Here is a 22,520-nt window from a genome sequence, read left to right on the forward strand (position 1 = left end):
TATTATAAATAAGGAGGAATCTTATGGATTTTTTTGAGAAGCTCTATGATGAGCATGAAAACGTGAATGTACGTTTTGTTGGCTTTACAACGGAGTCAACACGTTATGATTTTGGAATCGTATATACAAACCTCTTCTTTTCCAAGCCTCTGGTTATTTGTATGCAGACAGGCCGCTCAACTCTCCTCGACCCTAAAGATCTCGAAGACATCGAATACTTGCAAAAGGCATTCAAGCTTGATTTATACGAACAGGCTGCAGATTTAAGCGAATTTTTCTTAGAAGCAATCCCAGGTGCCCGTTTTGAAGAACAATACGACTAAAATAATATACAAAAACAGGCCATAATTGGTCTGTTTTTGTATATTATGACATACTATTAATGAAGAGTTTCAGTGATTATAAGGAGAATGCCAAAATAAAACAATGATTATGTTATACAATTAGGCTTGATAAATTAATAATGTTATATTATTATAGATTTAAAGATAAAGCGCTTTCAAACAAAACTCATTGAAAAGGAGAATGAAAAGATGGGTACAATCGTATGCCAGGCTTGCAATTCAACTATTGATCACTTTGAGGATGAAAAAGTAACCGTATTATATTCAAAAAAATGCAATTGCTGTGACGGAGAAAAAACAGAGAAGACAAACAAATAGCCATTAACCATAAAAAGAGCCTTTCCTAAATGGAAGGCTCTTTTGCATATTATCTGATGGCTTTATGCTCTTCAATAACGCGAAGATACTTGAAATCATAATCCTCTGGTCCCTGAACCGGCAGTCCAGCTTCCATGTTCGTTTTAATATAACGGAGGTTTTCCCCGGTTATGATTTCTCCCGGAATAAAAATAGGTATCCCAGGCGGATAAACCATAATAAACTCAGCAATTATTCTCCCCTCAGACTCGTCAAATGGAACAAGCTCTGTATCAGCATAAAATGCATCACGAGGTGTAAGCGATAAAACGGGAATATCAGGGAGAAGCACTTGAGTTTCAAGCTTTTCAGTATTCCCTTTGCGCTCACTGGCGAGTTCGGCAAGAGCAGAAACTAAAATATCGGCTTCCCGTTCGGAGTCACCAGGGGTAACAATGCAAAGGATATTATATAAATCAGACATCTCTACTTCAATATTATGATGTTCCCGAAGCCAATTCTCCACATCGAAACCATTCATGCCAAGCTCTTTGACTGAAATAATCAATTTGGTCGGATCGTAGTCATGCGCAGCTTTGGTTGCCAGTATTTCTTCACCGACACAATAGAGCCGGTCAATCTCATTGATGCGGCGGCGAATGGATTGGGCCAAATCAATTGTCTTTTGAATGAGTTCCTTTCCCTCTGTAGCCAGACGTTTCCTGGCAACATCCAGGGAGGCAAGCAATAAATAGGAAGTGGAAGTTGTTGTCAGCATGCTTAAAATGGATTGAACCCTTTTGGCCGAAACAAGATTTCCTTTCATATTTAAAATTGAACTTTGCGTCATGGACCCGCCCAGTTTGTGGACAGATGTTGCGGCTAAATCAGCACCTGCCTGCATGGCGGATAAGGGCAGCTCATCATGGAAATGAATATGCACACCATGGGCTTCATCCACAAGTACAGGCACATTATATGAATGTGCTATTTCGACGATTTTCTTCAAATCTGCCGAAACACCGAAATAAGTAGGGTTAATCACTAATACCCCTTTTGCGTCCGGATGAAGTTCAAGGGCTTTCGATACTGATTCAGTTGTAATCCCATGAGATATGCCCAGGTTTTCATCAATTTCAGGATGTATAAAGATAGGAGTTGCGCCTGAAAAAACAATGGCAGACATGACAGATTTATGAACATTTCTTGGAACAATAATTTTATCCCCGGGACCGCAGACAGCCATAACCATGGTCATGATGGCTCCGCTTGTTCCTTGAACGGAAAAAAATGTTTTGTCCGCTCCAAAAGCCTCAGCTGCAAGATCCTGGGCTTCTTTAATAATGCCTTTTGGCTGATGGAGATCATCAAGCGGGCCAATATTGATCAAATCAATGGCAAGTGCATTATCTCCAATATATTCCCTGAATTCCGGATCAATCCCCGCTCCTTTTTTATGGCCGGGTATGTGAAACTGTACGGGATCCTTCTTTGCGTGTGCAAGCAAACCGCTGAATAACGGTGTTTTGTATTGAGACAACTTATTCCCACACCTCTTTAATAATAATATTTCAGAAAGCTCAAGCTGATTTAAAACATTTGCATTATAGCATTATTCAATCCCTTTGCATAGAAAGTTCTATTGTTTTTCCATTCTGTTAAAGCGTGTCGTTTCCGGACATTCGCCTCCACAATTCAGTTTTCCGTTTAGTTTTAGAAGTTAACAGGAATTTAAACCATATAAATCGAAATAAAACGTTATAAAGAAAATGGAGGGTCCATAAATGAACTGGAATACACGTGTGACAGAATTACTGAAAATTAGATATCCAATTATACAGGGCGGCCTTGCCCATCTTGCCTATTCAGATCTGGCTGCCGCTGTTTCGAATGCAGGAGGTTTAGGGCAGGTTACCGCAATGTCTCTCAGCAGCCCGGAAAAATTAAGGGACGAGATTCAAAAGGTTAAGAAATTGACAGATAAGCCATTCGGGGTTAATTTTGCTATTGGCCAGCATGGAAGGCCATTCTCTGATTATCTGGATATAGCCATTGAAGAAGAAGTTCCCGTTATTTCTATGACAGGAGGAAATCCTGCACCTATTTTTGATCAATTAAAGGGTGTAAATGTTAAGAAGCTTGTTCTTGTGGCAGCAAAAAGGCAGGCAGTAAAGGCGGAAGAGCTTGGTGCTGACGCAGTGATGGTTGTAGGGCAGGAAGGCGGAGGGCATTTAGGCAGGGATGATATTGGAACCTTCATACTCGTTCCTCAGGTGGCTGATGCTGTTTCCATACCTGTAATTGCCTCAGGAGGAATAGGAGACGGCAGGGGGCTGATGGCAGCATTAAGTCTTGGAGCAGAGGGGATTGAAATGGGGACAAGATTTGTTGCAACAAAGGAATGCGTCCATGCATCTGAATTATATAAAAACCGCTTAGTCGAAGGAACAGAAAATGACACAGTTGTCATTAAAAGAACTATAGGTGCACCTGCAAGGGTGATTGCGAATCCATGGTCGGATAAGATACTGGAAATCGAAAAACAAAACGGCGGCTATGAGCAGTTAAAAGATTACATTAGCGGGAATGCTAATAAGAAATATATATATGAAGGGAAAGATCAGGAAGGGTTTGCATGGGCTGGACAAGTTATGGGATTAATTAAGGATATCCCCTCCGTGGAAGAACTATTCGAGCGGATTATAGCGGAAGGTGAAACTATCAGGGCGAAATGGACTAATTAATGATAAAATGCATCATGAATATCATAAATGAGGTGAAAGGCAATGGAATATCAGTACCCGATCGACCAGGATTGGTCAACAGAAGAAATAGTGGATGTTATAAAATATTTTGAAAGCATTGAAATGGCATACGAAAAAGGAATTGAGCGGGAACAATTCATGAATGCATATAGACGCTTCAAGGAAATCGTTCCTGGGAAAGCTCAGGAGAAAAACATCTGCGATGACTTTGAAGAACAAAGCGGCTATTCCTCCTACAGGACAGTAAAATTGGCTAAAGAACGTTCAGCCGGGGACAAATTAAAAATGGAGAAATAGATTTGAAAAAAAACAAAACCTTCAACTTGCTGAAGGTTTTGTTTTTTTACTGCCAAATCCACGTTCTGAAAACATGTTTATGCCAATTTGTATAGGGGTAATAAATTTCTAAATACAGATTCAGCTTTTTCAATAAACTGATCAGGTGACATGCGAACGGCATCTTCCCGAGAAATATGATAGCCGCAAAGAATTTCCGCTTTCTTTACATTTTGCAGACGCTGAAACATGGATCTCAATTCTTCCTTGTCCATTTGCTCATGCAAAACAGCATCTGGTTTTGTGTGGTCGCCGGACCAGACATAATTGTTGGGTATTTCTTTATAAATTTTGTCCAGGCTGTTCTCAAACACCTTGCCTGCACCCATTTTATCTGGTGCTTCATAGATGATGGCAAACCAGATAAATACATGCGTTTCCCATAATCCGATCTGGAAATGCGGAAGCATTTTATACCCTCTCGCATTGCTTGCAAATGCGACCCATGTATCATTTGGCGGATTCTTTGTTCTTCTCGCATGTTTGGCAACATGAGGGAACATTTCATCTCCTGACAGGTTTGAGAGGGATGGTGCAAAATAGCGGCCCAATTCTTCTAATTTAGGCCTAATAACAGATTTTAACCTGTCCATTCTTTCATCCAATCCATCTATTTTAAAGACATCAAAATCATCGTTTGTAAAACCGGAAAAAGACATATGCTGACCTCCTGTATGCTTTGTCAAATATTGTAGCATAACCGGGAACAATCCAAAAATTTAAAGCCCTATAGAATTGGCGAAATAAAGTTTTAGGTTATCGCACAAATTAGTTGCAACCGAGAATTGTCCTTCATATGATAAAAGTAAAAATAATCAGAAAATTAAACACTTTTGGAAGGGGTGTACTGTCTAATGAAACAACTAATGAATACAGTGAAAAAGAAAAATGGTGATAGGGAAAGGACAGCGGTTTTAAGGCTGGAAATGGACTATGAGCTTGCTACTTTATTTGATGCCATGTCAGAAAAGAATGAAGACCTTCAAAAACAATCTAAACTAAAGCTGGAAAAAATCAGGCAGGAACTTCTTAGATTAAAAGCACTTTAAGTTGAATTGTCGATAAAGGAGAAAAGGCAGAAAAAATGCAAATAAGACGAAAAAATTAGAAACGAACTCCATGACGCTATGAGGAGTTCGTTTATTATTTTTAATCAACAAATCACGGCTGGTTTTCGGCAAATAATTATTTACCCGGAAATGATACCCCCTATCATTGGAGAGTATATAACTTGAAGAACCTTGCTAATTCATTTAAGCTAGAAATATTTTAATGCTATCACATGCGGAGGGCTGACCCATGACAAATTGGAGTGAGATTCATACATATGCCAAAGCCTTGATTAAAGAGGCGGGCGGGAATATTAAAAATTCGTTCAGCAAAACTCTGACCATAACCACCAAGTCAAATGCGAATGATTTAGTGACAGATATAGACCAGGAAACAGAACAATTCTTCATAAAGAAAATAAATGAAAAATACCCTGAGCACCGGATACTCGGTGAAGAAGGTTTTGGTGATAAGCTAAATGACCTGGATGGAATCGTCTGGATTATTGATCCGATTGACGGAACAATGAACTTTGTCCATCAGCAGAGAAACTTTGCCATTTCAGTCGGCATCTATGAAGATGGAAAAGGCAAAATCGGATTAATATATGATGTAGTTCATGACGAGTTATATCATTGCATGAAGGGGCATGGTGTATTCATGAATGATTTGGAACTTCCTCCCTTAAAGGAAACGGATGTGTCAAAAGCGATTATTGGATTGAATGCCACATGGGTTACCGAAAATAGAAGGATTGATCCATCACTGCTGGCACCACTTGTACGAAATGCAAGGGGGACACGGTCCTACGGTTCAGCAGCAATGGAAATGGCATATATAGCATCCGGGAGAGTTGATGCTTACATAACCATGCGTCTGGCTCCATGGGATTTCGCTGCTGGAGTGATTATGATTGAAGAATTGGGAGGAATTGCTACAACCGTTAAAGGTGAGGAGCTGAACTACCTTGAAAACAATTCTGTTTTTGTCTCTAAGCCAGGGCTGCATCAGCAAATTATGAAAGAATACTTAAAAAATGGCAATTGGTAACATATCAAGCAGCAAGTTTACAGAGGAAGACCTGCCCTTTTTTATAGAAGTCATTAAGGATAGCACGGACTGGGAAGAAGAAGAAAAATGCGGGAATGACCTGTGCAATTATATGGCCAGGCATCATGAATTAAATGGTGAGTGGAGAATTTGGCGAATTAACAGAGAACGAACAGCCGTCACTTTCCATGTGAATTTATCCCCTTCTAACCGGAAGCCGTGGCTCGGTACGATCCTGGTTAAAAAAGAAATGCGAAGAAAAGGAATCGGAACAGCGGTTATCGAACTGTTGGCCGCTGAATTAAAGAAAAAAGGCGAAAAGTCTTTCTTTGCTGGTGTTCCTGAAAATCGGAACAATTGGATTTGCTTTTTATCTGATGCCGGATTTGAGCAGTTTAAGTCGGAGGCTTCCGACGATGGCCGGGAATTTTTAATAATGGTCTGTCCATTAATATGAAAAAAGGCTGCAGCCAACCGCTGCAGCTTTTCATTATAACAAACCTTCTTCTCTCATTTTCTTCTTAGTCTTAAAACCATATCCCATCACAAATACTAAAGCGATGATGGACAAGATAATCCCTAAAATGCTTCTTTCAGCAACCGCAACGCCAATACCCATCATGCATATAGCTGCTCCTATAGCAAAGGCTAATAAAGGCCACTTGATATTCTTCATAATTTCACTCCCAAGAGGATTAATTTAGTTAAATACTGGTGAAAAATATGTAGAGAATATACTGCCCGGCAGTATAATTTTTCAGAAATATATCCTTCTCAACATTATTTTACACAAAAAGTTTTTAGGTTTCTATAGTAATTGTGATATAATGTATCAGTTGTGAAAAATGTTGAAAAATGAATTTGATTCAGTTTTGATAAATAGGAGGAAATCTTTTGAAATTAAGAGAAGATATTCGAAATATTGCGATTATAGCCCACGTTGACCATGGAAAAACAACATTGGTTGACGAGCTTTTAAAACAGTCCGGAACTTTCCGTTCAAATGAGCACGTGGAAGAGCGTGCGATGGATTCAAACGATCTGGAAAGAGAACGCGGTATTACGATTTTAGCTAAAAACACTGCAGTTAAATATAAAGATACAAGAATCAACATTCTGGATACACCAGGACATGCCGATTTCGGCGGAGAAGTTGAACGTATCATGAAAATGGTTGACGGCGTATTATTAGTTGTCGATGCATATGAAGGATGTATGCCGCAGACGCGTTTTGTTCTTAAAAAGGCTTTGGAACAAAAACTTACGCCAATCGTTGTTGTAAATAAAATTGACAAACCATCTGCCCGTCCAACAGAAGTTGTTGACGAGGTAATCGATTTGTTCATTGAACTTGGTGCAGATGAAGATCAGCTTGAATTCCCGGTTATTTATGCATCCGCTATTTCAGGAACTTCAAGTGTTACCCCTGACAAGCAGGATGATGACATGCATTCTCTTTATGAAGCAATCATTGAACATATTCCTGGACCTGCTGATAACCGTGAAGAGCCGCTTCAATTCCAGGTAGCACTTCTTGATTACAATGATTATGTGGGGAGAATTGGAATTGGCCGGGTATTCCGGGGAACAATCAAGGTCGGACAGCAGGTTGCTTTAATGAAACTTGATGGCTCTGTTAAGCAATTCCGGGTTACAAAGATCTTTGGTTTCTTCGGACTTAAGCGTGAAGAGATCCAGGAAGCTTATCCTGGAGACCTTATTGCCGTTTCCGGAATGGAAGACATTAACGTCGGGGAAACTGTTTGCCCTGTCGAGCATCAGGAAGCACTTCCTGTTCTAAGGATAGATGAACCAACCCTGCAAATGACTTTCCTTGTTAACAACAGTCCATTCGCGGGAAGAGAAGGCAAATATATTACTTCAAGAAAAGTTGAAGAAAGACTTCGTGCACAGCTTGAGACGGACGTAAGTCTCCGTGTTGAAAATACAGATTCACCTGACGCCTGGGTAGTATCCGGACGTGGAGAATTGCATTTATCGATCCTTATTGAAAATATGCGCCGTGAAGGTTTTGAACTGCAGGTTTCTAAGCCGGAAGTAATTATTAGAGAAATTGACGGTGTTCGCTGTGAACCGGTAGAACGTGTTCAAATCGATGTGCCGGAAGATAATACTGGATCGATTATTGAATCTATGGGTACCCGTAAAGGTGAAATGCTTGATATGGTCAATAACGGCAATGGTCAAGTAAGACTGACATTCAATGTCCCTGCCCGCGGACTGATCGGCTACTCCACCGAATTTATGACGCTAACCCGCGGCTATGGTATTATCAATCACACATTTGACAGCTACCAGCCAGAAATTAAAGGTCAAATTGGCGGACGCAGCAAAGGTGTCCTGGTGTCTATGGAAAGCGGCAAGTCATCCACATACGGAATTATGCAAGTTGAGGACCGGGGAACAATTTTCGTTGAGCCGGGTACTGAAATTTATGAAGGCATGATTGTGGGAGAGCATACTCGTGAAAATGATCTTACTGTAAACATCACTAAAGTGAAGCATGCGACAAACATCCGTTCTGCTAATAAGGATCAGACGAATGTAATTAAAAAGCCGCGTATCATGACACTTGAAGAAGCTCTGGAATACTTGAATGATGATGAGCTGCTTGAAGTAACACCTGAGTCAATCAGACTGAGAAAGAAACTTCTTGATAAGAACGAAAGAGAAAGAATGGCCAAGAAGAAGAAATACGCTGAAACTAACTAAGACTTAAGAAGGGGGAGGAGATAAGGATATGGATGTATCACAGCGCCTGTCTTTTTTTGCTGCTTTGTTCAAAGTCGATGAGAATCCCACAACTGGAATGTGGCTTCTTTATATAACAATTGTTCTGCTGTCAATATTGGTATTTAAATTAGGATTTGCCAAGAAACTCCCAATTTTAAAATCAGCTATGATATACACTTTCTTGATTTTAGGCTGTACGATGCTGACATTTCTTGGAGTATTCCTTCCTGTAGCAGAAGGTCTTGTTGTGGCTGCATTAATCTTGATCATTTACAAAATCCGCCTTAACCAGGAAAAGAAGGAACAGGCAAAGGCGGAATAACAGGGAGATGCTGAGATGAAGTCTTTGCAGGATTCACTGTATAACTGGCTGACGATAAAAATTGTCTGTGAGGATCGTCCGGATGATACAGCAGCAGCAGACACAGAAAGAATGTTCTTTGAGATTCTTTCGGAAGAGCATAATATTTCCGATATTCACTTTGAAAAAGATGATTTGATGTATTATGTGCATTACACAAAGGGTGAAGAACGGAATAAGAGCCGTTTTCCCTGTGAATTGATAGAAGTAATGCTTAAACAGATTCAAAGTGAACCTGAAAAATATGTAAATTATCCGGAGGATTAAAAGAAGCCGCCCAGACAAAATGTTTGGGGCGGCTTTTTTGCTGTTCATGGAATGGTGTGCAGTTCACCATTCTTCCTCCTGGACTTTGCTCCGATATAGCTTAAAGTTTCCGGTATCAGCTCTTTTTTGTGTTTTTTCTGTAATTCTTGTTTCACATGGTCTGCACATATATGTGTGAATTGGGCGGTTGCGTAGACGTTTAGCCTGTAAGGACTCGTTTTCAATGGATTCAATTTTATCACATAGTACACATTTTACTCGCATGGGACACCTCATATTGTTTTAACTGTTGTTATTACCATTATAGTATAAGTTAAGGTCTGATTCGAATGCTTTGCGGCAAATAAATTTTTTTACGGTCATCCCGTATCGGGTTTTATGTGTTAGTTTATATTAGTATAGAAAGCGCTGCAGGTTAAATCAAACGTGTAGAAGAGATGTTATAAGTTGAAAGAAAAGCGTTATCATACTATGATGAAATTAATAAAGGAGGGAAAAGAATGGCAAATCAGGTAGAACCGAAATTAATCAAACCATTATATGACGAATTGCAAAAGGAACGTTTCGTCACACTTGCCACTATTGACTTTGAAACTGGCGGACCTAATGTTAATGCGATTTCATGGATACTGGCAAAAGATGACGAAACATTATATTTTGCAGTTGATAACCGTTCAAGAATTGTTCAAAACATAAATAGCAATAACAAAGTTGTTCTGAATATTATCGCGAATGAATCTACATACTCCATCGCAGGTGAAGCATCGGTTAAGGCTGAAAAGATGGAAGGCGTACCTTTAAAGCTCGCTCTTATGGTCATCACTGTGAAGGAAGTCCGTGATGTCATGTTTTACGGCTCTAAAATCACTGTCGAACCTCAATATGACAAAACATACGATAAAGATGCAGCAGCCCGTTTGGACAAACAGGTAATGGAGGCAATGAAAAAAGCTTAGTTCCCCAGGGAACTAAGCTTTTGTTGTTCTTACAGCCGTTTTACCGCTAAATAATAAATGCCATCGGTGGAGTCACTTTTACTTATAATAATTTGAGTGTTTTTCCTGTTTTTGTTCAAGCTGTTTTTCCTGATCATTGTTGAGTCTTTTCTTTGGATCTTCGGTTGCGTTTTTCTCATTTTCCTTTTTAGGATCAACCAGGTCGGCTGGGACTTCAGGCATTAGCCGGCCAGCGATATCTGCCAGTTCATTCATGATTCCCTGCAGGGGCTCTCCGTTTTGAATATCAGCGGCTATTTCCCGAAGCCTGGCGTTAATATCCGGATCAGCCACTACAATTGCTCTTGCACCATGAGGATCATTTTTAAGAGTTTCGGCAACTGAATATTTGATTGATCCGACCTCAGAACGGTCGAGATTTTTATTTACATCTACGCCAACTACTGCAAAGCGTCCAAGTACAACAGCTGTTGCATCATTGACATTGGGAACTCGGACAGCCAAATTGACAAGATGCCTGGAAACCTGCTGTCCAGTCTCTCTGTCAACTTCCTGTATTGTACTATTTTTAACATTTACGGAGTTGATGTTTTTCTGTTCCTGTTGATCTTGGGCTTCATTGTTGATCATGCCGCACCCTGTTAATAGTAATCCTGTCATCCATAACAGCAGCCATTTATTCATATTTGACACCTCCGGGACATCAAAATTTCCTGAAAATGAAAGCTTGAACTTTTTCAGGTTCAGGAATATTGAGGATTGTTTAATGTTATTGTGCAAAATTTCTTCTATCTTTATTCGGCATTACATATATTTTTACCAAGATAGATTTGTCCACTTCATAAGAAAGCCTTTCTTCCTAATTAATCAACATCTTTCGAAGGCTGAATAATATAAACCAACAGGATTATAATCCATCAGGAATGAAGGTGATCTTTTTCATGAAACTGCAAATCTGCAGGCAGGGGACCTTGCTTTTGTAATTTGCTTTATCAAGACACAAGAGGAGCAGGAGGCATCATATTGAGTAAAATTTACGTATTAGATACCAATGTCTTGTTGCAGGATCCTAATTCCATATTTTCATTTGAAGATAATGAAGTAGTCATTCCGGCTGTAGTCCTGGAAGAGGTTGATTCTAAGAAAAGGTATATGGATGAAATTGGGAGGAACGCAAGGCAAGTATCCCGGCTGATTGACAGCATGAGGGAGACAGGTAAGCTCCATGAGAAAATACCTCTTGAAAATGGCGGAAGCCTGCGAATTGAGTTAAATCATAGATCATTTCATGAACTTCAGGAGATCTTTGTAGAAAAAACGAATGATAATCGGATTTTGGCAGTTGCAAAAAACTTATCCTTGGAGGAAGAGACAAAAGAAAATGGACGAACGGTAATCCTGGTAAGCAAAGATGCCCTTGTCAGAGTTAAAGCGGATGCTATCGGGCTAATTTCAGAGGACTTCTTAAGTGATCGTGTAGTTGAGAATGATCATTTATATCCTGGGTTTCTGGAGGTATATATAGGTCTCGATATTATGAACCGTTTTTATGAAAAAGGAGAACTGCCGCTATCTGAAATAGCAAATCATCCTTTCTATCCGAATCAGTTTCTGGTGATGAAAGATGCGCTTGGTTCCTCATCGTCTGCACTTGGTATTGTGGACAAAAGTGGAAAGAAAGTGAAAAAACTCATTTTTGATCATGACCATATATGGGGGATCAAGCCCAGGAACGTGCAGCAGACAATGGCTCTTGAGCTGTTGCTGAGAAACGACCTGCCGCTTGTTACGCTTATCGGTAAGGCGGGGACTGGAAAAACTCTTTTGGCGCTGGCATCGGGCTTAATGCAGACAGAAGATTATGGCCAGTACAAAAAATTGCTGGTCGCCCGCCCTATTGTGCCTGTAGGCAAGGATTTGGGATTTCTTCCGGGTGAAAAAGAGGAAAAGTTAAGACCGTGGATGCAGCCGATTTTCGATAATCTGGAGTACCTGTTTAATGTCAAAAAGCCGGGTGAATTGGATGCCATATTGGCAGGTATGGGCTCGATTGAGGTGGAGGCTCTGACATATATCAGAGGCAGAAGCATACCGGATCAATTCATTATTATTGATGAAGCTCAGAACCTGACGAAGCATGAAGTAAAAACCATATTAACCAGGGTAGGGGAAGGGAGTAAAATTGTACTGATGGGAGATCCCGAGCAGATTGACCATCCCTACCTGGATGCTTATAACAACGGTCTCACCTATGTCGTGGAAAGATTTAAAGATCAGGTTATCTCAGGTCATGTCAAACTTGTTAAAGGTGAGAGATCTGGCTTGGCCCAGCTTGCTGCTGACCTGTTATAGCCTGCATGACAGAATTTGTGATTCTGGGGGTTTCATGCCGGGGGAGAGACTGCGAAGAAAAAGGGCGATGCAAATCGCCCTCTCCGGTTATTCCACTCTAAAAGCTTTCACTCTTTTTATGGGGGAATTTTGGTTGCTGCCATCCCCAAGATAGGCATGAACTGGCCCATCCTCTTTTAATGGTTTTCCATCCTTTGAGAACCCCAATATTAATTCCTCGGCTTCAGAAAGTGTCAATCTGGTTTCACCATCTTCACTTTCAATAACAACGATTTCTGCACTCTCATCCGGCTCTGCATTCATTAGGAATGGTTTAAAAGGTATACCGAATGTGCCTGTCAGGACCTTTTCTTTTTCAAATTTCTTTTCTGTTTTAAGTGTTGGAGGGAAAACTGCGCCTTCCATGATTTCTCTATCCCAATGCTTTGAGACAGCTTTAGTATATTCCTCAAGTTCATTTTTTCTGATATTTTCCTGCATAAAGTATGTTGTCAAATCCAGCCTTCGGTCATCAAATATCCAGACTCCCGGATCTAAGGTGATTTGATATTTTACGTTTCCTTTGAAAGCAATAATATTTTCCATATTGAACCTCCTGGCAGCAGCTATTATTCTAAATATATGTATGATTTAAGTATACAGATTTTTAAGGCGCTTGTCATACAGGCAATAATTGATGACATGCCTTATTCGTGCATTCTGAATTGATGCCGTAATCATTTCTCTATCGAATCCCTTATTATCCTTGCTTTTTTCCATGCTTAAGTATAAAATTTATAGATAGGATAATCGCTCGGAAATGGAGGGATTGAAAGTTGGCTTCTGACATGATTATTGATCACAAAGAAAAAGCAAATGCCCTTTTGAAGGCAGATGCTGCTAAAATATTAAAGTTAATAAAGGTGCAAATGGATAATCTAACCATGCCTCAATGCCCTCTATATGAGGAAGTTCTTGATACCCAGATGTTTGGCTTATCCAGAGAAATAGATTTTGCTGTCCGTCTTGGATTAATTGAAGAGACAGAAGGCAAGGCTATTTTAGATGAATTGGAAAGGGAGCTGTCCATGCTCCACGAAGCTTCAGTAAAAAAATAAAAATAAAAAACTCAAACATCTTCCATAGAATGTTTGAGTTTTTTTATAACCGTATTATTATAAGAATGGGTATTAGTATATCCAAAAGAAAAGAATGCTCAATATTGTATAACTTAATTTAAAAATAGTATAACATAATTATAGAATTATTTTCTTTGCTGTGTTACATTTAAATTAACTTTTCTTTTCTTCAAAGCAGGATATTCAATACTATAGTAGAATAAGTAATAAACTTAGAAGATAAGGGAAGAGGGCTGGATGTTAAAAAAAATATTAAAATCATATGATTATACCCTGATAATAGCTGTAGCCCTGTTAGCTGTTTTTGGACTCATTATGGTTTTCAGTGCAAGCATGGTAACAGCTGTGCAGATTTATGATCAGGAAAGCGACTTTTTCTACAATAAACAAAAGATGAATTTAATTATCTCAGGCATTGTTTTCGTTTTTGTCGCTCTATTTCCATACAAAGCTATGCAAAGCAACAAATTTCTTGTTCCGATGGTGTTTCTGTCGTTATTCGGCCTAATTGCGTTATTTATCTTTGGAAAAGTAGCGGGCGGAGCTATGAGCTGGTTTGAAATCGGAAAAAGAAGCCTTCAGCCTGCAGAGTTTGTCAAGCTTTCAGTCATTATATATTTGGCTGCAGTGTATGCAAAGAAGCAGCCCTATATTAATGAATTTAACAAAGGTGTTCTGCCCCCGCTTGCTTATCTGATTCTTGCCGTAATCCTGGTTGCTGTACAGCCTGATTTTGGTTCGTCCATGATTATATTGCTTGTGGCTGGAGCTGTGATCTTTACTTCAGGCATGAATTTTAAGAACATATTTAAATTGGGGCTTTTCGGTGTATTGCTGGCTGCTCCTTTTATCCTTCTATTAAAAGATAAGATATTTGCGCCTTATCGAATGGGGAGGGTAGAAGCATTTAGAGATCCCTTTGGATCGGAGTTTGGATATCAGCTTTCTAATTCCTATATTGCCCTCGGTGCAGGCGGGTTAAAAGGGCTGGGCCTTGGTGAGAGTATACAAAAACTTGGGTATCTTCCTGAAGCCCATACAGACTTCATTATGGCCGTAATTGCTGAGGAACTCGGGGCACTTGGAGTAGGTTTTGTCATTTTGCTTCTCGGGTACATTGTACTGAGGGGAATCTTTATCAGTTTAAAGTGTAAAGATGCTTTTGGCAGCTTGCTTGCTATCGGGATTTCCGCCATGATAGGAATTCAGGCGTTCATTAATCTTGCGGGAATTTCGGGTGTTATGCCGCTCACTGGTGTTACACTTCCTTTTATAAGCTATGGAGGGTCATCCCTGCTTCAGCTTTCGATTGCAATGGGAATTCTAGTGAATGTTTCTATGTTCGTCAATTATGAAAAGAAATATAAACATAAACATGAAGAGACAAATCCGGAATCCATGGACATGGCTTCCGAAAAAACATTTTCTATTCATAAATAAGCACAGATAACTTCACAGTGCTTTATTTATATATCAATCAGCAGATGCTGATTACATAATTGCTTCCATCAGGGGGATGCCAATCAAAGTTATTATGGCCGGTTAACGGAATACCCGCCCGGCCTCAACTTAGATTTGGCAGAATATTGCCAAAAAATACATAAAGACGGGGTGTTTTGTTTGAGCAGAAGAATTAACAAGGTATTAGTAGCCAACAGAGGAGAAATTGCCATTCGTGTTTTCCGCGCCTGCACAGAGCTGGATATTCGCACGGTAGCTATCTATTCGAAAGAAGATTCCGGTTCCTACCACCGCTATAAAGCGGATGAAGCTTATCTGGTAGGGGAGGGCAAAAAACCAATTGATGCCTATCTTGACATTGAAGGAATCATTGATATAGCAAAAAGCAGTGATGTTGATGCCGTTCATCCTGGCTACGGATTTCTATCTGAAAATATTGAATTCGCAAAACGGTGCGAGGAAGAAGGCATCATATTTATCGGTCCGACTTCAAAGCATCTGGATATGTTTGGAGATAAAGTTAAGGCAAGAACTCAAGCCCAGCTTGCAGAAATTCCGGTTATACCCGGCAGTGATGGTCCAGTAGAAAGCCTGGACGAAGTAATTAGCTTTGGTAAAAATCATGGCTTCCCAATTATCATTAAAGCTTCACTTGGCGGCGGCGGAAGAGGCATGCGCATCGTAAGGAACCTTGAAGAAGTAAAGGAATCCTATGAGCGTGCCAAATCAGAGGCAAAAGCAGCTTTTGGGAATGATGAGGTTTATGTTGAAAGATTTATAGAAAGACCAAAGCACATCGAAGTTCAAATCATCGGTGACCATGAAGGAAATATTGTTCACCTGTATGAAAGAGATTGTTCAGTCCAAAGGCGCCACCAGAAGGTTGTTGAAGTTGCTCCTTGCGTCTCACTCCCGGAGAGTTTGAGAGACGAGATATGCCAGGCTGCTGTCAACCTGATGAAGAATGTAGATTATTTAAATGCAGGAACTGTGGAATTCCTGGTTTCAGGTGACCAGTTTTATTTCATAGAAGTAAATCCGCGTGTGCAAGTTGAGCATACGATCACCGAAATGGTAACAGGTGTCGATATTGTACAAACGCAAATCATGGTGGCTGAAGGCTACTCGCTGCACAGCAAAGAAGTTGGTGTTCCAAAACAGGAAGATATTCATGTACATGGTTATGCCATTCAATCCCGTGTTACAACAGAGGACCCTCTAAATAATTTCATGCCCGATACTGGCAGGTTAATGGCATACAGATCAGGCGGCGGTTTCGGTGTGAGGCTCGATGCGGGAAATGGTTTTCAGGGTGCAGTAATCACTCCTTATTATGATTCGCTGCTTGTTAAACTCTCAACGCACGCAATGACATTCCAGCAGGCAGCATCAAAAATGGTGAGGAACCTTCAGGAGTTTCGTATCAGGGGTATTAAAACAAATATTCCTTTCCTTGAGAATGTTGTAAAACATGAGAAATTCTTAATCGGTGAGTATGATACATCATTTATTGATGAAACTCCTGAGCTATTCCTATTCCCGAAAAAGAAAGACCGCGGGACGAAGATGCTGAATTATATCGGGAATGTAACGGTAAATGGATTTCCGGGAATTGAAAAGAAGAAGCGTCCGGTATTTGAAGAGCCTCGAGTACCGAGATTAAAATACAGTACAGATTACCAGGATGGAACTAAGCAAATTTTAGATAATCAAGGTCCTGAAGGGCTGGTTAAATGGATAAAAGAACAAAAAGAAGTCCTGATTACGGATACTACCTTCCGTGATGCGCATCAATCTCTGCTCGCGACGCGGGTAAGAACTAATGACCTGAAGCATATAGCAGAGCCGACAGCAAAATTGCTTCCCGATATGTTTTCGTTTGAGATGTGGGGCGGTGCAACTTTTGATGTTGCTTACAGATTCCTGAAAGAAGATCCTTGGGATAGATTACTGACATTACGGGAAAAAATGCCAAATGTTTTATTCCAGATGCTTCTTCGTGCTTCGAATGCAGTCGGGTATAAAAACTACCCGGATAATGTAATAAGAGAGTTCGTAGAAAAATCGGCCTACGCAGGCATCGATGTATTCCGGATTTTCGATAGCCTTAACTGGGTTAAAGGGATGGAAGTCGCAATTGATGCTGTGCGCCAGACTGGGAAAATTGCTGAAGCCGCTATGTGCTATACAGGTGATATTCTGGATCCTGCCAGAACGAAATACAATCTTAAATACTATAAAGACTTGGCAAAGGAACTGGAAAATCAGGGAGCACATATACTGGCCATCAAAGATATGGCTGGTTTATTGAAGCCGCAATCAGCATATACTCTTATTTCTGAATTGAAAGAAACTGTTGACATTCCAATTCATCTTCATACCCATGATACAAGCGGAAATGGAATTTACACATATGCAAAGGCTATTGAAGCTGGAGTGGATATTGTGGATACGGCCCTGAGCACAATGGCAGGCTTAACATCCCAGCCAAGTGCGAACTCTCTCTATTACGCGCTGCAGGGAAATGACAGACAGCCAAAAATTGATATCCAGTCGCTCGAGCAATTATCTTACTATTGGGAAGATGTGCGCAAATATTACCAGGACTTCGAAAGCGGGATGAAAGCTCCTCATTCAGAAGTCTATCAGCATGAGATGCCTGGCGGACAATACAGTAATCTTCAGCAGCAGGCTAAAGCAGTAGGCCTGGGGGATAAGTGGGATGAAGTTAAGGACATGTATTCCCGTGTGAATCAAATGTTTGGTGATATTGTTAAAGTTACACCTTCATCCAAGGTCGTTGGTGATATGGCGTTATTTATGGTCCAGAATCAGCTGACAGAACAGGATGTTTTGAATAAAGGGAAATCACTGGATTTTCCAGACTCAGTTGTAGAGCTGTTTGAAGGCTACCTGGGACAGCCATATGGTGGATTCCCGGCTGAACTGCAAAAGGTCATATTGAAAGACAGGGAGCCAATCACAGTCCGACCGGGAGAGCTTCTTGAAGATGTAGACTTCGATGCTTTAAAAGAAAAACTCTTTAAAGAATTGGGCAGGCAGGTTACAAGCTTTGACGCAATTGCCTATGCACTTTATCCAAAAGTATTTATGGATTATATTAAGACCTGCGATCAATTTGGTGATATTTCTGTTCTTGATACCCCTACATTCCTGTATGGTCTAAGACTTGGTGAGGAAGTGGAAATTGAAATTGAAACAGGTAAAACATTAATAGTTAAATTGGTTTCGATAGGGCAGCCTCAAGCCGACGGCACAAGAATTGTGTATTTCGAGCTAAATGGCCAGCCGCGTGAAGTAAGCATAAAAGACGAAAGCATAAAAGCTACAGCCGCAGCGAAGGCAAAAGCTGATCCGCACAATGAAAGCCATATTGCAGCCAGCATGCCGGGAACTGTCATCAAGTTACTTGTAGAAAAAGGTGAAAAAGTCGAAAAAGGCGATCACTTAATGATTACAGAGGCTATGAAGATGGAAACTACTGTACAGGCACCATTCTCTGGAACTGTAAAGGATATTTTCGTCTCAAATGGTGAAGCAATTCAAACTGGAGACCTTCTGATAGAGTTGTTAAAATAAACAAAAGAGCTTCGGCATTTGCCGAAGCTCTTTTGTTTAGTGTATTTATGGAATGGAAGTAAAAGTAGGGATAGCAGATTCATCACTTTTGTCTTTTTCCTTAACTGCTGAAACAGCAAGCTCATTTTTTCTGCTTCGTGAAGACAGGAGGATAAAATAGCTTAGTACTCCAAATAAGCAGGAAATAAAGAAGGCGTGTGCAAGAGCTATATACAAGTTAAGTCTGGTTAAAACAACCAATGCTCCAGCGGCAACCTGGAGTGATACTAAGATAAATGAAATAATCCAGCCCCAGTAAATTACCTTCTGGTTCTTGTAATGTTTAATGGCCAGATAGGTAATGTAACCAATCCATATGAAAATTAATCCCGCGGCAGCCCGGTGCCCCATTTGCACCCATTCGTACATATTAGCCGGAAGTGCGGAAGATCCATTTATACAAAGCGGCCAGTCACGGCATACAAGGCTGGCATTTACATGACGCACAAGTGCGCCGGTGTAAACAACCGCATAGCTGTATAAAGAAACTCCAATAATATGTTTCCTCATTCTTTTATCGATAATAAGCTTTTCTGCCTCGAATTTTTTATCAACTTCAAAAATAAGTAAAGTCAGGAGCAGTACAGCAGCAAATGATATTAAAGATATCCCGAAATGAAGGGCGAGCACAAAATCAGATTGCCCCCAGACTACTGCGGCAGCGCCTATTAAAGCCTGCAGGATAAGGAAAAAAAGCGAAGTCAGCGCTAAAAACTTTGTCTCTCTAATATGTCCTATTTTTCTCCATGTCCAAATCGATAATATAAGAACCATAAATCCGATAGCGCCTGAAACCAGTCTATGTGCCAGTTCAATAATCAGTTCAGGAGTAATATCGGTGGGAACTAACTCGCCATTGCAAAGAGGCCACGATTTCCCGCACCCCATTCCTGATTCCGTTTTCGTTACCAGGGCACCGCCCAGCAAAACCAAAAGCATGCCGATTGATGTAAGAACAGCAAGCCATTTTAAAGATCGTTGCAAAGCCTTTCACCTTCTTTAAATATTCTAGGTTTAATATTAGTGTCATAATTGATTTACTGCGTATTTGTCCATTATCTATCTTAACAAAGATTCTATAAAAAGCCATATATGAATGTGCGTCCATTTACTTTTTCGATAGTACAGGAATAAAAAGCTTTTTACAACAGTTATAAAAATTATAAAGTTAATTACAGTAAAAAAGGTTGAAACTTATAATAGAGTTTGCTAGAAATATAAAGGGGGTATAAAATGGATGTCCCCTGTCGCGGAAAGTAAGCCAAAATACATAAAAGTGAGTATATTATTCCTTCTTAGTTTTCTGAAACAGTTTTATTATCTCAAAAATAAACCCTTTCTTTAAGTGAATTTAGACTTTGACACAAATTAGTCATAAATTATTCTAAAAAAATTCACAAAAGAGTTTTAAAGTGTGATTTAATATACAGAGAAATGGTTTAGATTCATTTAGATAGTAAACAGTTTAAATACATTATTAATGGTAGAAAACTATTAGTATGGTTATTATTCATCCAGGGTTCACCCCTCGTTTTTTATCGTGAATATGGCTTTCAGTGCATTTATACTTTATAGTAGGTGTAATGTTCGCGATAAGGAATTAAGGAGGAAAAGATATGTCTGACTCACGGGCTTTGAGTGATGCTTCTATCGAGAACAGAGAGCGAAGCCTTCAACAAGATATACCTGAGACAACAGTTTGGAAAGACTTCCTTGCTCTTATCAAAATTGGCATTGTAAATTCCAATCTGATTACAACCTTCACCGGTCTTTGGCTTGCACTGCATTTCTCAGGAAAAGGATTTTTCAATAATCTGGATCTGGTTCTTTATACAGTAATCGGCTCCTCATTGATTATTGCGGGCTCCTGCAGCTTAAATAATTATATTGACCGCGACATTGATCCATTAATGGAAAGGACAAAAGGGAGGCCAACTGTTACTGGGAAAGTGAACCCAGGCAAGGTTGCACTTTTGAGTTTTCTGCTTATTGGCCTTGGTACGGCCTTTTTAATGTTTACAACAGCAACAGCAGTTGTAATTGGATTAATTGGTGTTTTCAGCTATGTTGTCTTATATACAATGTGGTCAAAACGCAGGTTTGTTTCCAATACGATTGCAGGCAGCATTTCAGGGGCAGTTCCCCCGCTGATTGGGTGGGCCGCTGCAGATGGTAATCTTGATCCTATGGCTTGGATGCTGTTCGCTATTGTGTTTATCTGGCAACCTCCTCATTTTTATGCACTGGCAATGAGAAGGGTAGAGGAATACCGGGCTGCGGGAGTTCCGATGCTCCCAGTAGTAAAAGGATTTAAAACCACTAAATGGCATATTTATATCTGGATTGCAGCATTATTACCGCTGCCGTTTCTTATGCCATCACTTGGATTGCCATTCATAATACTTGCTGAGGTTTTAAACATCGGCTGGTTAATGACTGGGTTATATGCAAGGAAGTTTAATGATGATATTAAATGGGCTACATTAATGTTTGTATACTCCCTGCAATATCTGACCATCATGTTTGTAGCCATGGTAATTATCACACTTATTTAACTTAGTTAGGAAATTCCTTCTTTCGTTAATAACGAGAGGGGATTTATCCATATTTTTTGATCAAACAATTCAAAAAATGAAATCTTTACGAAAGAGGGGTTTGATTAAGCTATGAAAAGGCTTGCAAAGTGGCGTCTTTTTTCTCTGTTTGCAATGATGGCGCTCATTCTTTCCGCTTGCTCCGGCAAACCGTATTTATCTACGCTAAAACCTGCCGGCGAAGTGGCGCAGACACAATTTGATTTGATGGTGTTAAGTACTGTAATAATGGTAGGAGTAATTGCGGTCGTAACAGTAATCTTCTTTATTGTTGTTTTTAAATTCCGCCGCAAGGACGACAGAATTCCAAAACAAGTTGAAGGAAGCCACAAACTGGAAATCATTTGGACTGTTATTCCTATTCTTTTGCTTCTTATTCTTGCTGTACCGACAGTTTCAGCTACCTTTAAGCTTGCTGATGTAGGCCCAATGGAAAAGAAGAATGAAGAAGGTAAAACAGATGCACTTGTCGTTAATGTGCGTGCAAACTTATACTGGTGGGAATTTGAGTATCCAAACCAGGAAATTATCACTGGCCAGGAATTAGTTGTGCCAACGGATGAAAAAGTTTATTTCAATCTTATTGCTTCTGATGTTAAGCACTCCTTCTGGATTCCTGCTGTAGGCGGTAAGCTGGATACGAACACGGACAACGTGAATAAGTTCTGGCTGAAGTTTGACAGTGAAAAGGCTGCTGATGCGGACAATTACTTTTATGGAAAATGTGCTGAGCTTTGCGGTCCTTCCCATGCATTAATGGATTTCAAAGTTAAAGCGGTTCCACGTGATGAGTTCGATCAATGGGCAACTGCGATGGCAGAAGTAAAAGAACCTAAAAAGGCAGAGACAGATCTGGCTCAAGATGGTCAGGAAGTCTTCAATAACAGCTGTATCGGCTGTCATGCTGTAACTCCGGCAAACACTGCTCCTGAAGCAGCCCGTTTAGCTCCTAACTTAACAAACTTCGGTGATCGTGACCGTATTGCCGGTGTCCTTGATCATACTGAAGAAGATCTTAAGGATTGGTTAAGAGATCCGGAAACATTCAAACCTGGCAATAAAATGACAGGTACTTATGGTGAATTATCTGAAGAAGAGCTTGATGCCCTGACAGAATATTTAATGGGCTTGAAAGTTATGGAACAATAGGGGATTTTTTGAAAAGGGAGGTAAAAT

General features: G+C 40.0%; 24 protein-coding genes. 17 read left to right on the forward strand and 7 right to left on the reverse strand.

From position 1 onward, the window contains the following. Positions 1 to 23 precede the first annotated feature (23 nt). Together ACTHRG_RS00690 and ACTHRG_RS00695 are read left to right on the forward strand one after the other, a co-directional pair. Positions 24 to 323 carry a DUF3055 domain-containing protein gene (locus ACTHRG_RS00690; protein WP_035328617.1) on the forward strand — a complete coding sequence of 100 codons (300 nt, stop codon included), beginning with the start codon at positions 24 to 26 and terminating at the stop codon, positions 321 to 323. A 210-nt stretch (positions 324 to 533) separates the two neighbouring features. Next, positions 534 to 662 carry a GapA-binding peptide SR1P gene (locus tag ACTHRG_RS00695; RefSeq protein WP_048010629.1) on the forward strand — a complete coding sequence of 43 codons (129 nt, stop codon included), beginning with the start codon at positions 534 to 536 and terminating at the stop codon, positions 660 to 662. 49 nt (positions 663 to 711) lie between these two features. Here the strand turns inward: ACTHRG_RS00695 and ACTHRG_RS00700 are convergent, their stop codons facing one another. Next, complete coding sequence (locus ACTHRG_RS00700) at positions 712 to 2,181, reverse strand: aminotransferase class I/II-fold pyridoxal phosphate-dependent enzyme (protein ID WP_076261587.1); 1,470 nt, start codon at positions 2,179 to 2,181, stop codon at positions 712 to 714. Between the two features lie 244 nt (positions 2,182 to 2,425). Here ACTHRG_RS00700 and ACTHRG_RS00705 point away from each other — a divergent pair, with 244 nt between their 5' ends. Both ACTHRG_RS00705 and ACTHRG_RS00710 read left to right on the forward strand, forming a co-directional pair. Continuing rightward, entirely contained in the window at positions 2,426 to 3,385 is a 960-nt protein-coding gene (locus tag ACTHRG_RS00705; RefSeq protein WP_076261584.1) for an NAD(P)H-dependent flavin oxidoreductase, read from the forward strand. Between the two features lie 42 nt (positions 3,386 to 3,427). Further along, positions 3,428 to 3,703, forward strand: a complete 276-nt coding sequence (locus ACTHRG_RS00710; protein WP_076261581.1) for a UPF0223 family protein — start codon at positions 3,428 to 3,430, stop codon at positions 3,701 to 3,703. A gap of 77 nt (positions 3,704 to 3,780) precedes the next feature. On the opposite strand, the gene ACTHRG_RS00715 is transcribed toward ACTHRG_RS00710, so the two are convergent. Then, a complete protein-coding gene (locus ACTHRG_RS00715; protein ID WP_076261579.1) occupies positions 3,781 to 4,401 on the reverse strand; it encodes a YktB family protein in 621 nt (206 codons plus the stop codon). 195 nt (positions 4,402 to 4,596) lie between these two features. Between ACTHRG_RS00715 and ACTHRG_RS00720 the strand changes: the two genes are divergently transcribed. The 3 genes from ACTHRG_RS00720 (at position 4,597) to ACTHRG_RS00730 (ending at position 6,299) form a co-directional block, all read left to right on the forward strand. Next, positions 4,597 to 4,791, forward strand: a complete 195-nt coding sequence (locus ACTHRG_RS00720) for a hypothetical protein (RefSeq protein WP_035328635.1) — start codon at positions 4,597 to 4,599, stop codon at positions 4,789 to 4,791. Between the two features lie 250 nt (positions 4,792 to 5,041). Then, a complete protein-coding gene (locus ACTHRG_RS00725; RefSeq protein WP_076261577.1) occupies positions 5,042 to 5,842 on the forward strand; it encodes an inositol monophosphatase family protein in 801 nt (266 codons plus the stop codon). Further along, a complete protein-coding gene (locus tag ACTHRG_RS00730) occupies positions 5,829 to 6,299 on the forward strand; it encodes a GNAT family N-acetyltransferase (RefSeq protein WP_076261574.1) in 471 nt (156 codons plus the stop codon). Before ACTHRG_RS00725 ends, ACTHRG_RS00730 begins: the two co-directional genes overlap by 14 nt. A 33-nt stretch (positions 6,300 to 6,332) precedes the next feature. Here ACTHRG_RS00730 and ACTHRG_RS00735 read toward each other — a convergent pair whose 3' ends face one another. Continuing rightward, positions 6,333 to 6,518: a YlaF family protein gene (locus ACTHRG_RS00735; protein WP_061793421.1), complete on the reverse strand. Its 186-nt coding sequence runs from the start codon at positions 6,516 to 6,518 to the stop codon at positions 6,333 to 6,335. Positions 6,519 to 6,736: 218 nt separating this feature from the next. On the opposite strand from ACTHRG_RS00735, the gene typA reads away from it, so the two are divergent. Genes typA through ACTHRG_RS00750 form a run of 3 tightly spaced genes read left to right on the forward strand, consistent with a single transcriptional unit; the run spans position 6,737 to position 9,224 of the window. Then, positions 6,737 to 8,575 (forward strand): translational GTPase TypA, encoded by a 1,839-nt coding sequence (gene typA, locus ACTHRG_RS00740; RefSeq protein WP_035328642.1) that lies wholly within the window; start codon positions 6,737 to 6,739, stop codon positions 8,573 to 8,575. A 28-nt stretch (positions 8,576 to 8,603) separates the two neighbouring features. Beyond that, positions 8,604 to 8,918, forward strand: a complete 315-nt coding sequence (locus tag ACTHRG_RS00745; RefSeq protein WP_035328645.1) for a YlaH-like family protein — start codon at positions 8,604 to 8,606, stop codon at positions 8,916 to 8,918. Positions 8,919 to 8,933: 15 nt separating this feature from the next. Further along, positions 8,934 to 9,224: a hypothetical protein gene (locus tag ACTHRG_RS00750; protein WP_076261571.1), complete on the forward strand. Its 291-nt coding sequence runs from the start codon at positions 8,934 to 8,936 to the stop codon at positions 9,222 to 9,224. A 63-nt stretch (positions 9,225 to 9,287) separates the two neighbouring features. Here ACTHRG_RS00750 and ACTHRG_RS00755 read toward each other — a convergent pair whose 3' ends face one another. Next, positions 9,288 to 9,488, reverse strand: coding sequence for a YlaI family protein (locus tag ACTHRG_RS00755; protein WP_035328651.1), 201 nt, complete (start codon positions 9,486 to 9,488; stop codon positions 9,288 to 9,290). A gap of 236 nt (positions 9,489 to 9,724) precedes the next feature. Between ACTHRG_RS00755 and ACTHRG_RS00760 the strand changes: the two genes are divergently transcribed. Beyond that, positions 9,725 to 10,180 carry a pyridoxamine 5'-phosphate oxidase family protein gene (locus ACTHRG_RS00760; protein WP_076261568.1) on the forward strand — a complete coding sequence of 152 codons (456 nt, stop codon included), beginning with the start codon at positions 9,725 to 9,727 and terminating at the stop codon, positions 10,178 to 10,180. A gap of 78 nt (positions 10,181 to 10,258) precedes the next feature. On the opposite strand, the gene ACTHRG_RS00765 is transcribed toward ACTHRG_RS00760, so the two are convergent. Further along, the gene (locus ACTHRG_RS00765) at positions 10,259 to 10,864 is read right to left on the reverse strand and encodes a YhcN/YlaJ family sporulation lipoprotein (RefSeq protein WP_076261638.1); all 606 of its coding nucleotides are present in this window, start codon (positions 10,862 to 10,864) and stop codon (positions 10,259 to 10,261) included. A 336-nt stretch (positions 10,865 to 11,200) separates the two neighbouring features. Between ACTHRG_RS00765 and ACTHRG_RS00770 the strand changes: the two genes are divergently transcribed. Continuing rightward, positions 11,201 to 12,532, forward strand: a complete 1,332-nt coding sequence (locus tag ACTHRG_RS00770; RefSeq protein WP_175609154.1) for a PhoH family protein — start codon at positions 11,201 to 11,203, stop codon at positions 12,530 to 12,532. 87 nt (positions 12,533 to 12,619) lie between these two features. Here the strand turns inward: ACTHRG_RS00770 and ACTHRG_RS00775 are convergent, their stop codons facing one another. Beyond that, positions 12,620 to 13,117, reverse strand: a complete 498-nt coding sequence (locus ACTHRG_RS00775) for a hypothetical protein (protein ID WP_076261565.1) — start codon at positions 13,115 to 13,117, stop codon at positions 12,620 to 12,622. A gap of 230 nt (positions 13,118 to 13,347) precedes the next feature. Between ACTHRG_RS00775 and ACTHRG_RS00780 the strand changes: the two genes are divergently transcribed. The 3 genes from ACTHRG_RS00780 (at position 13,348) to pyc (ending at position 18,711) form a co-directional block, all read left to right on the forward strand. Next, positions 13,348 to 13,629, forward strand: a complete 282-nt coding sequence (locus tag ACTHRG_RS00780) for a YlaN family protein (protein ID WP_061793419.1) — start codon at positions 13,348 to 13,350, stop codon at positions 13,627 to 13,629. A 258-nt stretch (positions 13,630 to 13,887) separates the two neighbouring features. Further along, entirely contained in the window at positions 13,888 to 15,090 is a 1,203-nt protein-coding gene (locus ACTHRG_RS00785; RefSeq protein WP_076261562.1) for an FtsW/RodA/SpoVE family cell cycle protein, read from the forward strand. Between the two features lie 180 nt (positions 15,091 to 15,270). Then, positions 15,271 to 18,711: a pyruvate carboxylase gene (gene pyc / locus ACTHRG_RS00790; RefSeq protein ID WP_076261560.1), complete on the forward strand. Its 3,441-nt coding sequence runs from the start codon at positions 15,271 to 15,273 to the stop codon at positions 18,709 to 18,711. A gap of 45 nt (positions 18,712 to 18,756) precedes the next feature. Here pyc and ACTHRG_RS00795 read toward each other — a convergent pair whose 3' ends face one another. Then, complete coding sequence (locus ACTHRG_RS00795; RefSeq protein WP_076261557.1) at positions 18,757 to 19,734, reverse strand: COX15/CtaA family protein; 978 nt, start codon at positions 19,732 to 19,734, stop codon at positions 18,757 to 18,759. A gap of 632 nt (positions 19,735 to 20,366) precedes the next feature. On the opposite strand from ACTHRG_RS00795, the gene cyoE reads away from it, so the two are divergent. Together cyoE and coxB are read left to right on the forward strand one after the other, a co-directional pair. After that, positions 20,367 to 21,305, forward strand: coding sequence for a heme o synthase (gene cyoE / locus ACTHRG_RS00800; protein ID WP_076261555.1), 939 nt, complete (start codon positions 20,367 to 20,369; stop codon positions 21,303 to 21,305). Positions 21,306 to 21,416: 111 nt separating this feature from the next. Beyond that, positions 21,417 to 22,493: a cytochrome c oxidase subunit II gene (gene coxB, locus ACTHRG_RS00805; protein WP_076261553.1), complete on the forward strand. Its 1,077-nt coding sequence runs from the start codon at positions 21,417 to 21,419 to the stop codon at positions 22,491 to 22,493. The last annotated feature ends 27 nt before the right edge of the window (positions 22,494 to 22,520 follow it).

This window comes from Cytobacillus sp. SAFR-174 (assembly GCF_051964675.1).
Lineage (GTDB): Bacteria > Bacillota > Bacilli > Bacillales > Cytobacillaceae > Cytobacillus.

Coding starts and splice junctions, on each gene's coding strand:
- ACTHRG_RS00760 (WP_076261568.1), top strand. CDS start 9,725: ATGGCAAATCAGGTAGAACCGAAATTAATCAAACCATTATATGACGAA.
- coxB (WP_076261553.1), top strand. CDS start 21,417: ATGAAAAGGCTTGCAAAGTGGCGTCTTTTTTCTCTGTTTGCAATGATG.
- ACTHRG_RS00715 (WP_076261579.1), bottom strand. CDS start 4,401: ATGTCTTTTTCCGGTTTTACAAACGATGATTTTGATGTCTTTAAAATA.
- ACTHRG_RS00775 (WP_076261565.1), bottom strand. CDS start 13,117: ATGGAAAATATTATTGCTTTCAAAGGAAACGTAAAATATCAAATCACC.
- ACTHRG_RS00755 (WP_035328651.1), bottom strand. CDS start 9,488: ATGCGAGTAAAATGTGTACTATGTGATAAAATTGAATCCATTGAAAAC.
- ACTHRG_RS00750 (WP_076261571.1), top strand. CDS start 8,934: ATGAAGTCTTTGCAGGATTCACTGTATAACTGGCTGACGATAAAAATT.
- ACTHRG_RS00695 (WP_048010629.1), top strand. CDS start 534: ATGGGTACAATCGTATGCCAGGCTTGCAATTCAACTATTGATCACTTT.
- ACTHRG_RS00745 (WP_035328645.1), top strand. CDS start 8,604: ATGGATGTATCACAGCGCCTGTCTTTTTTTGCTGCTTTGTTCAAAGTC.
- ACTHRG_RS00710 (WP_076261581.1), top strand. CDS start 3,428: ATGGAATATCAGTACCCGATCGACCAGGATTGGTCAACAGAAGAAATA.
- ACTHRG_RS00725 (WP_076261577.1), top strand. CDS start 5,042: ATGACAAATTGGAGTGAGATTCATACATATGCCAAAGCCTTGATTAAA.
- cyoE (WP_076261555.1), top strand. CDS start 20,367: ATGTCTGACTCACGGGCTTTGAGTGATGCTTCTATCGAGAACAGAGAG.
- ACTHRG_RS00765 (WP_076261638.1), bottom strand. CDS start 10,864: ATGAATAAATGGCTGCTGTTATGGATGACAGGATTACTATTAACAGGG.
- ACTHRG_RS00705 (WP_076261584.1), top strand. CDS start 2,426: ATGAACTGGAATACACGTGTGACAGAATTACTGAAAATTAGATATCCA.
- ACTHRG_RS00785 (WP_076261562.1), top strand. CDS start 13,888: ATGTTAAAAAAAATATTAAAATCATATGATTATACCCTGATAATAGCT.
- ACTHRG_RS00735 (WP_061793421.1), bottom strand. CDS start 6,518: ATGAAGAATATCAAGTGGCCTTTATTAGCCTTTGCTATAGGAGCAGCT.
- ACTHRG_RS00720 (WP_035328635.1), top strand. CDS start 4,597: ATGAAACAACTAATGAATACAGTGAAAAAGAAAAATGGTGATAGGGAA.
- ACTHRG_RS00690 (WP_035328617.1), top strand. CDS start 24: ATGGATTTTTTTGAGAAGCTCTATGATGAGCATGAAAACGTGAATGTA.
- ACTHRG_RS00730 (WP_076261574.1), top strand. CDS start 5,829: ATGGCAATTGGTAACATATCAAGCAGCAAGTTTACAGAGGAAGACCTG.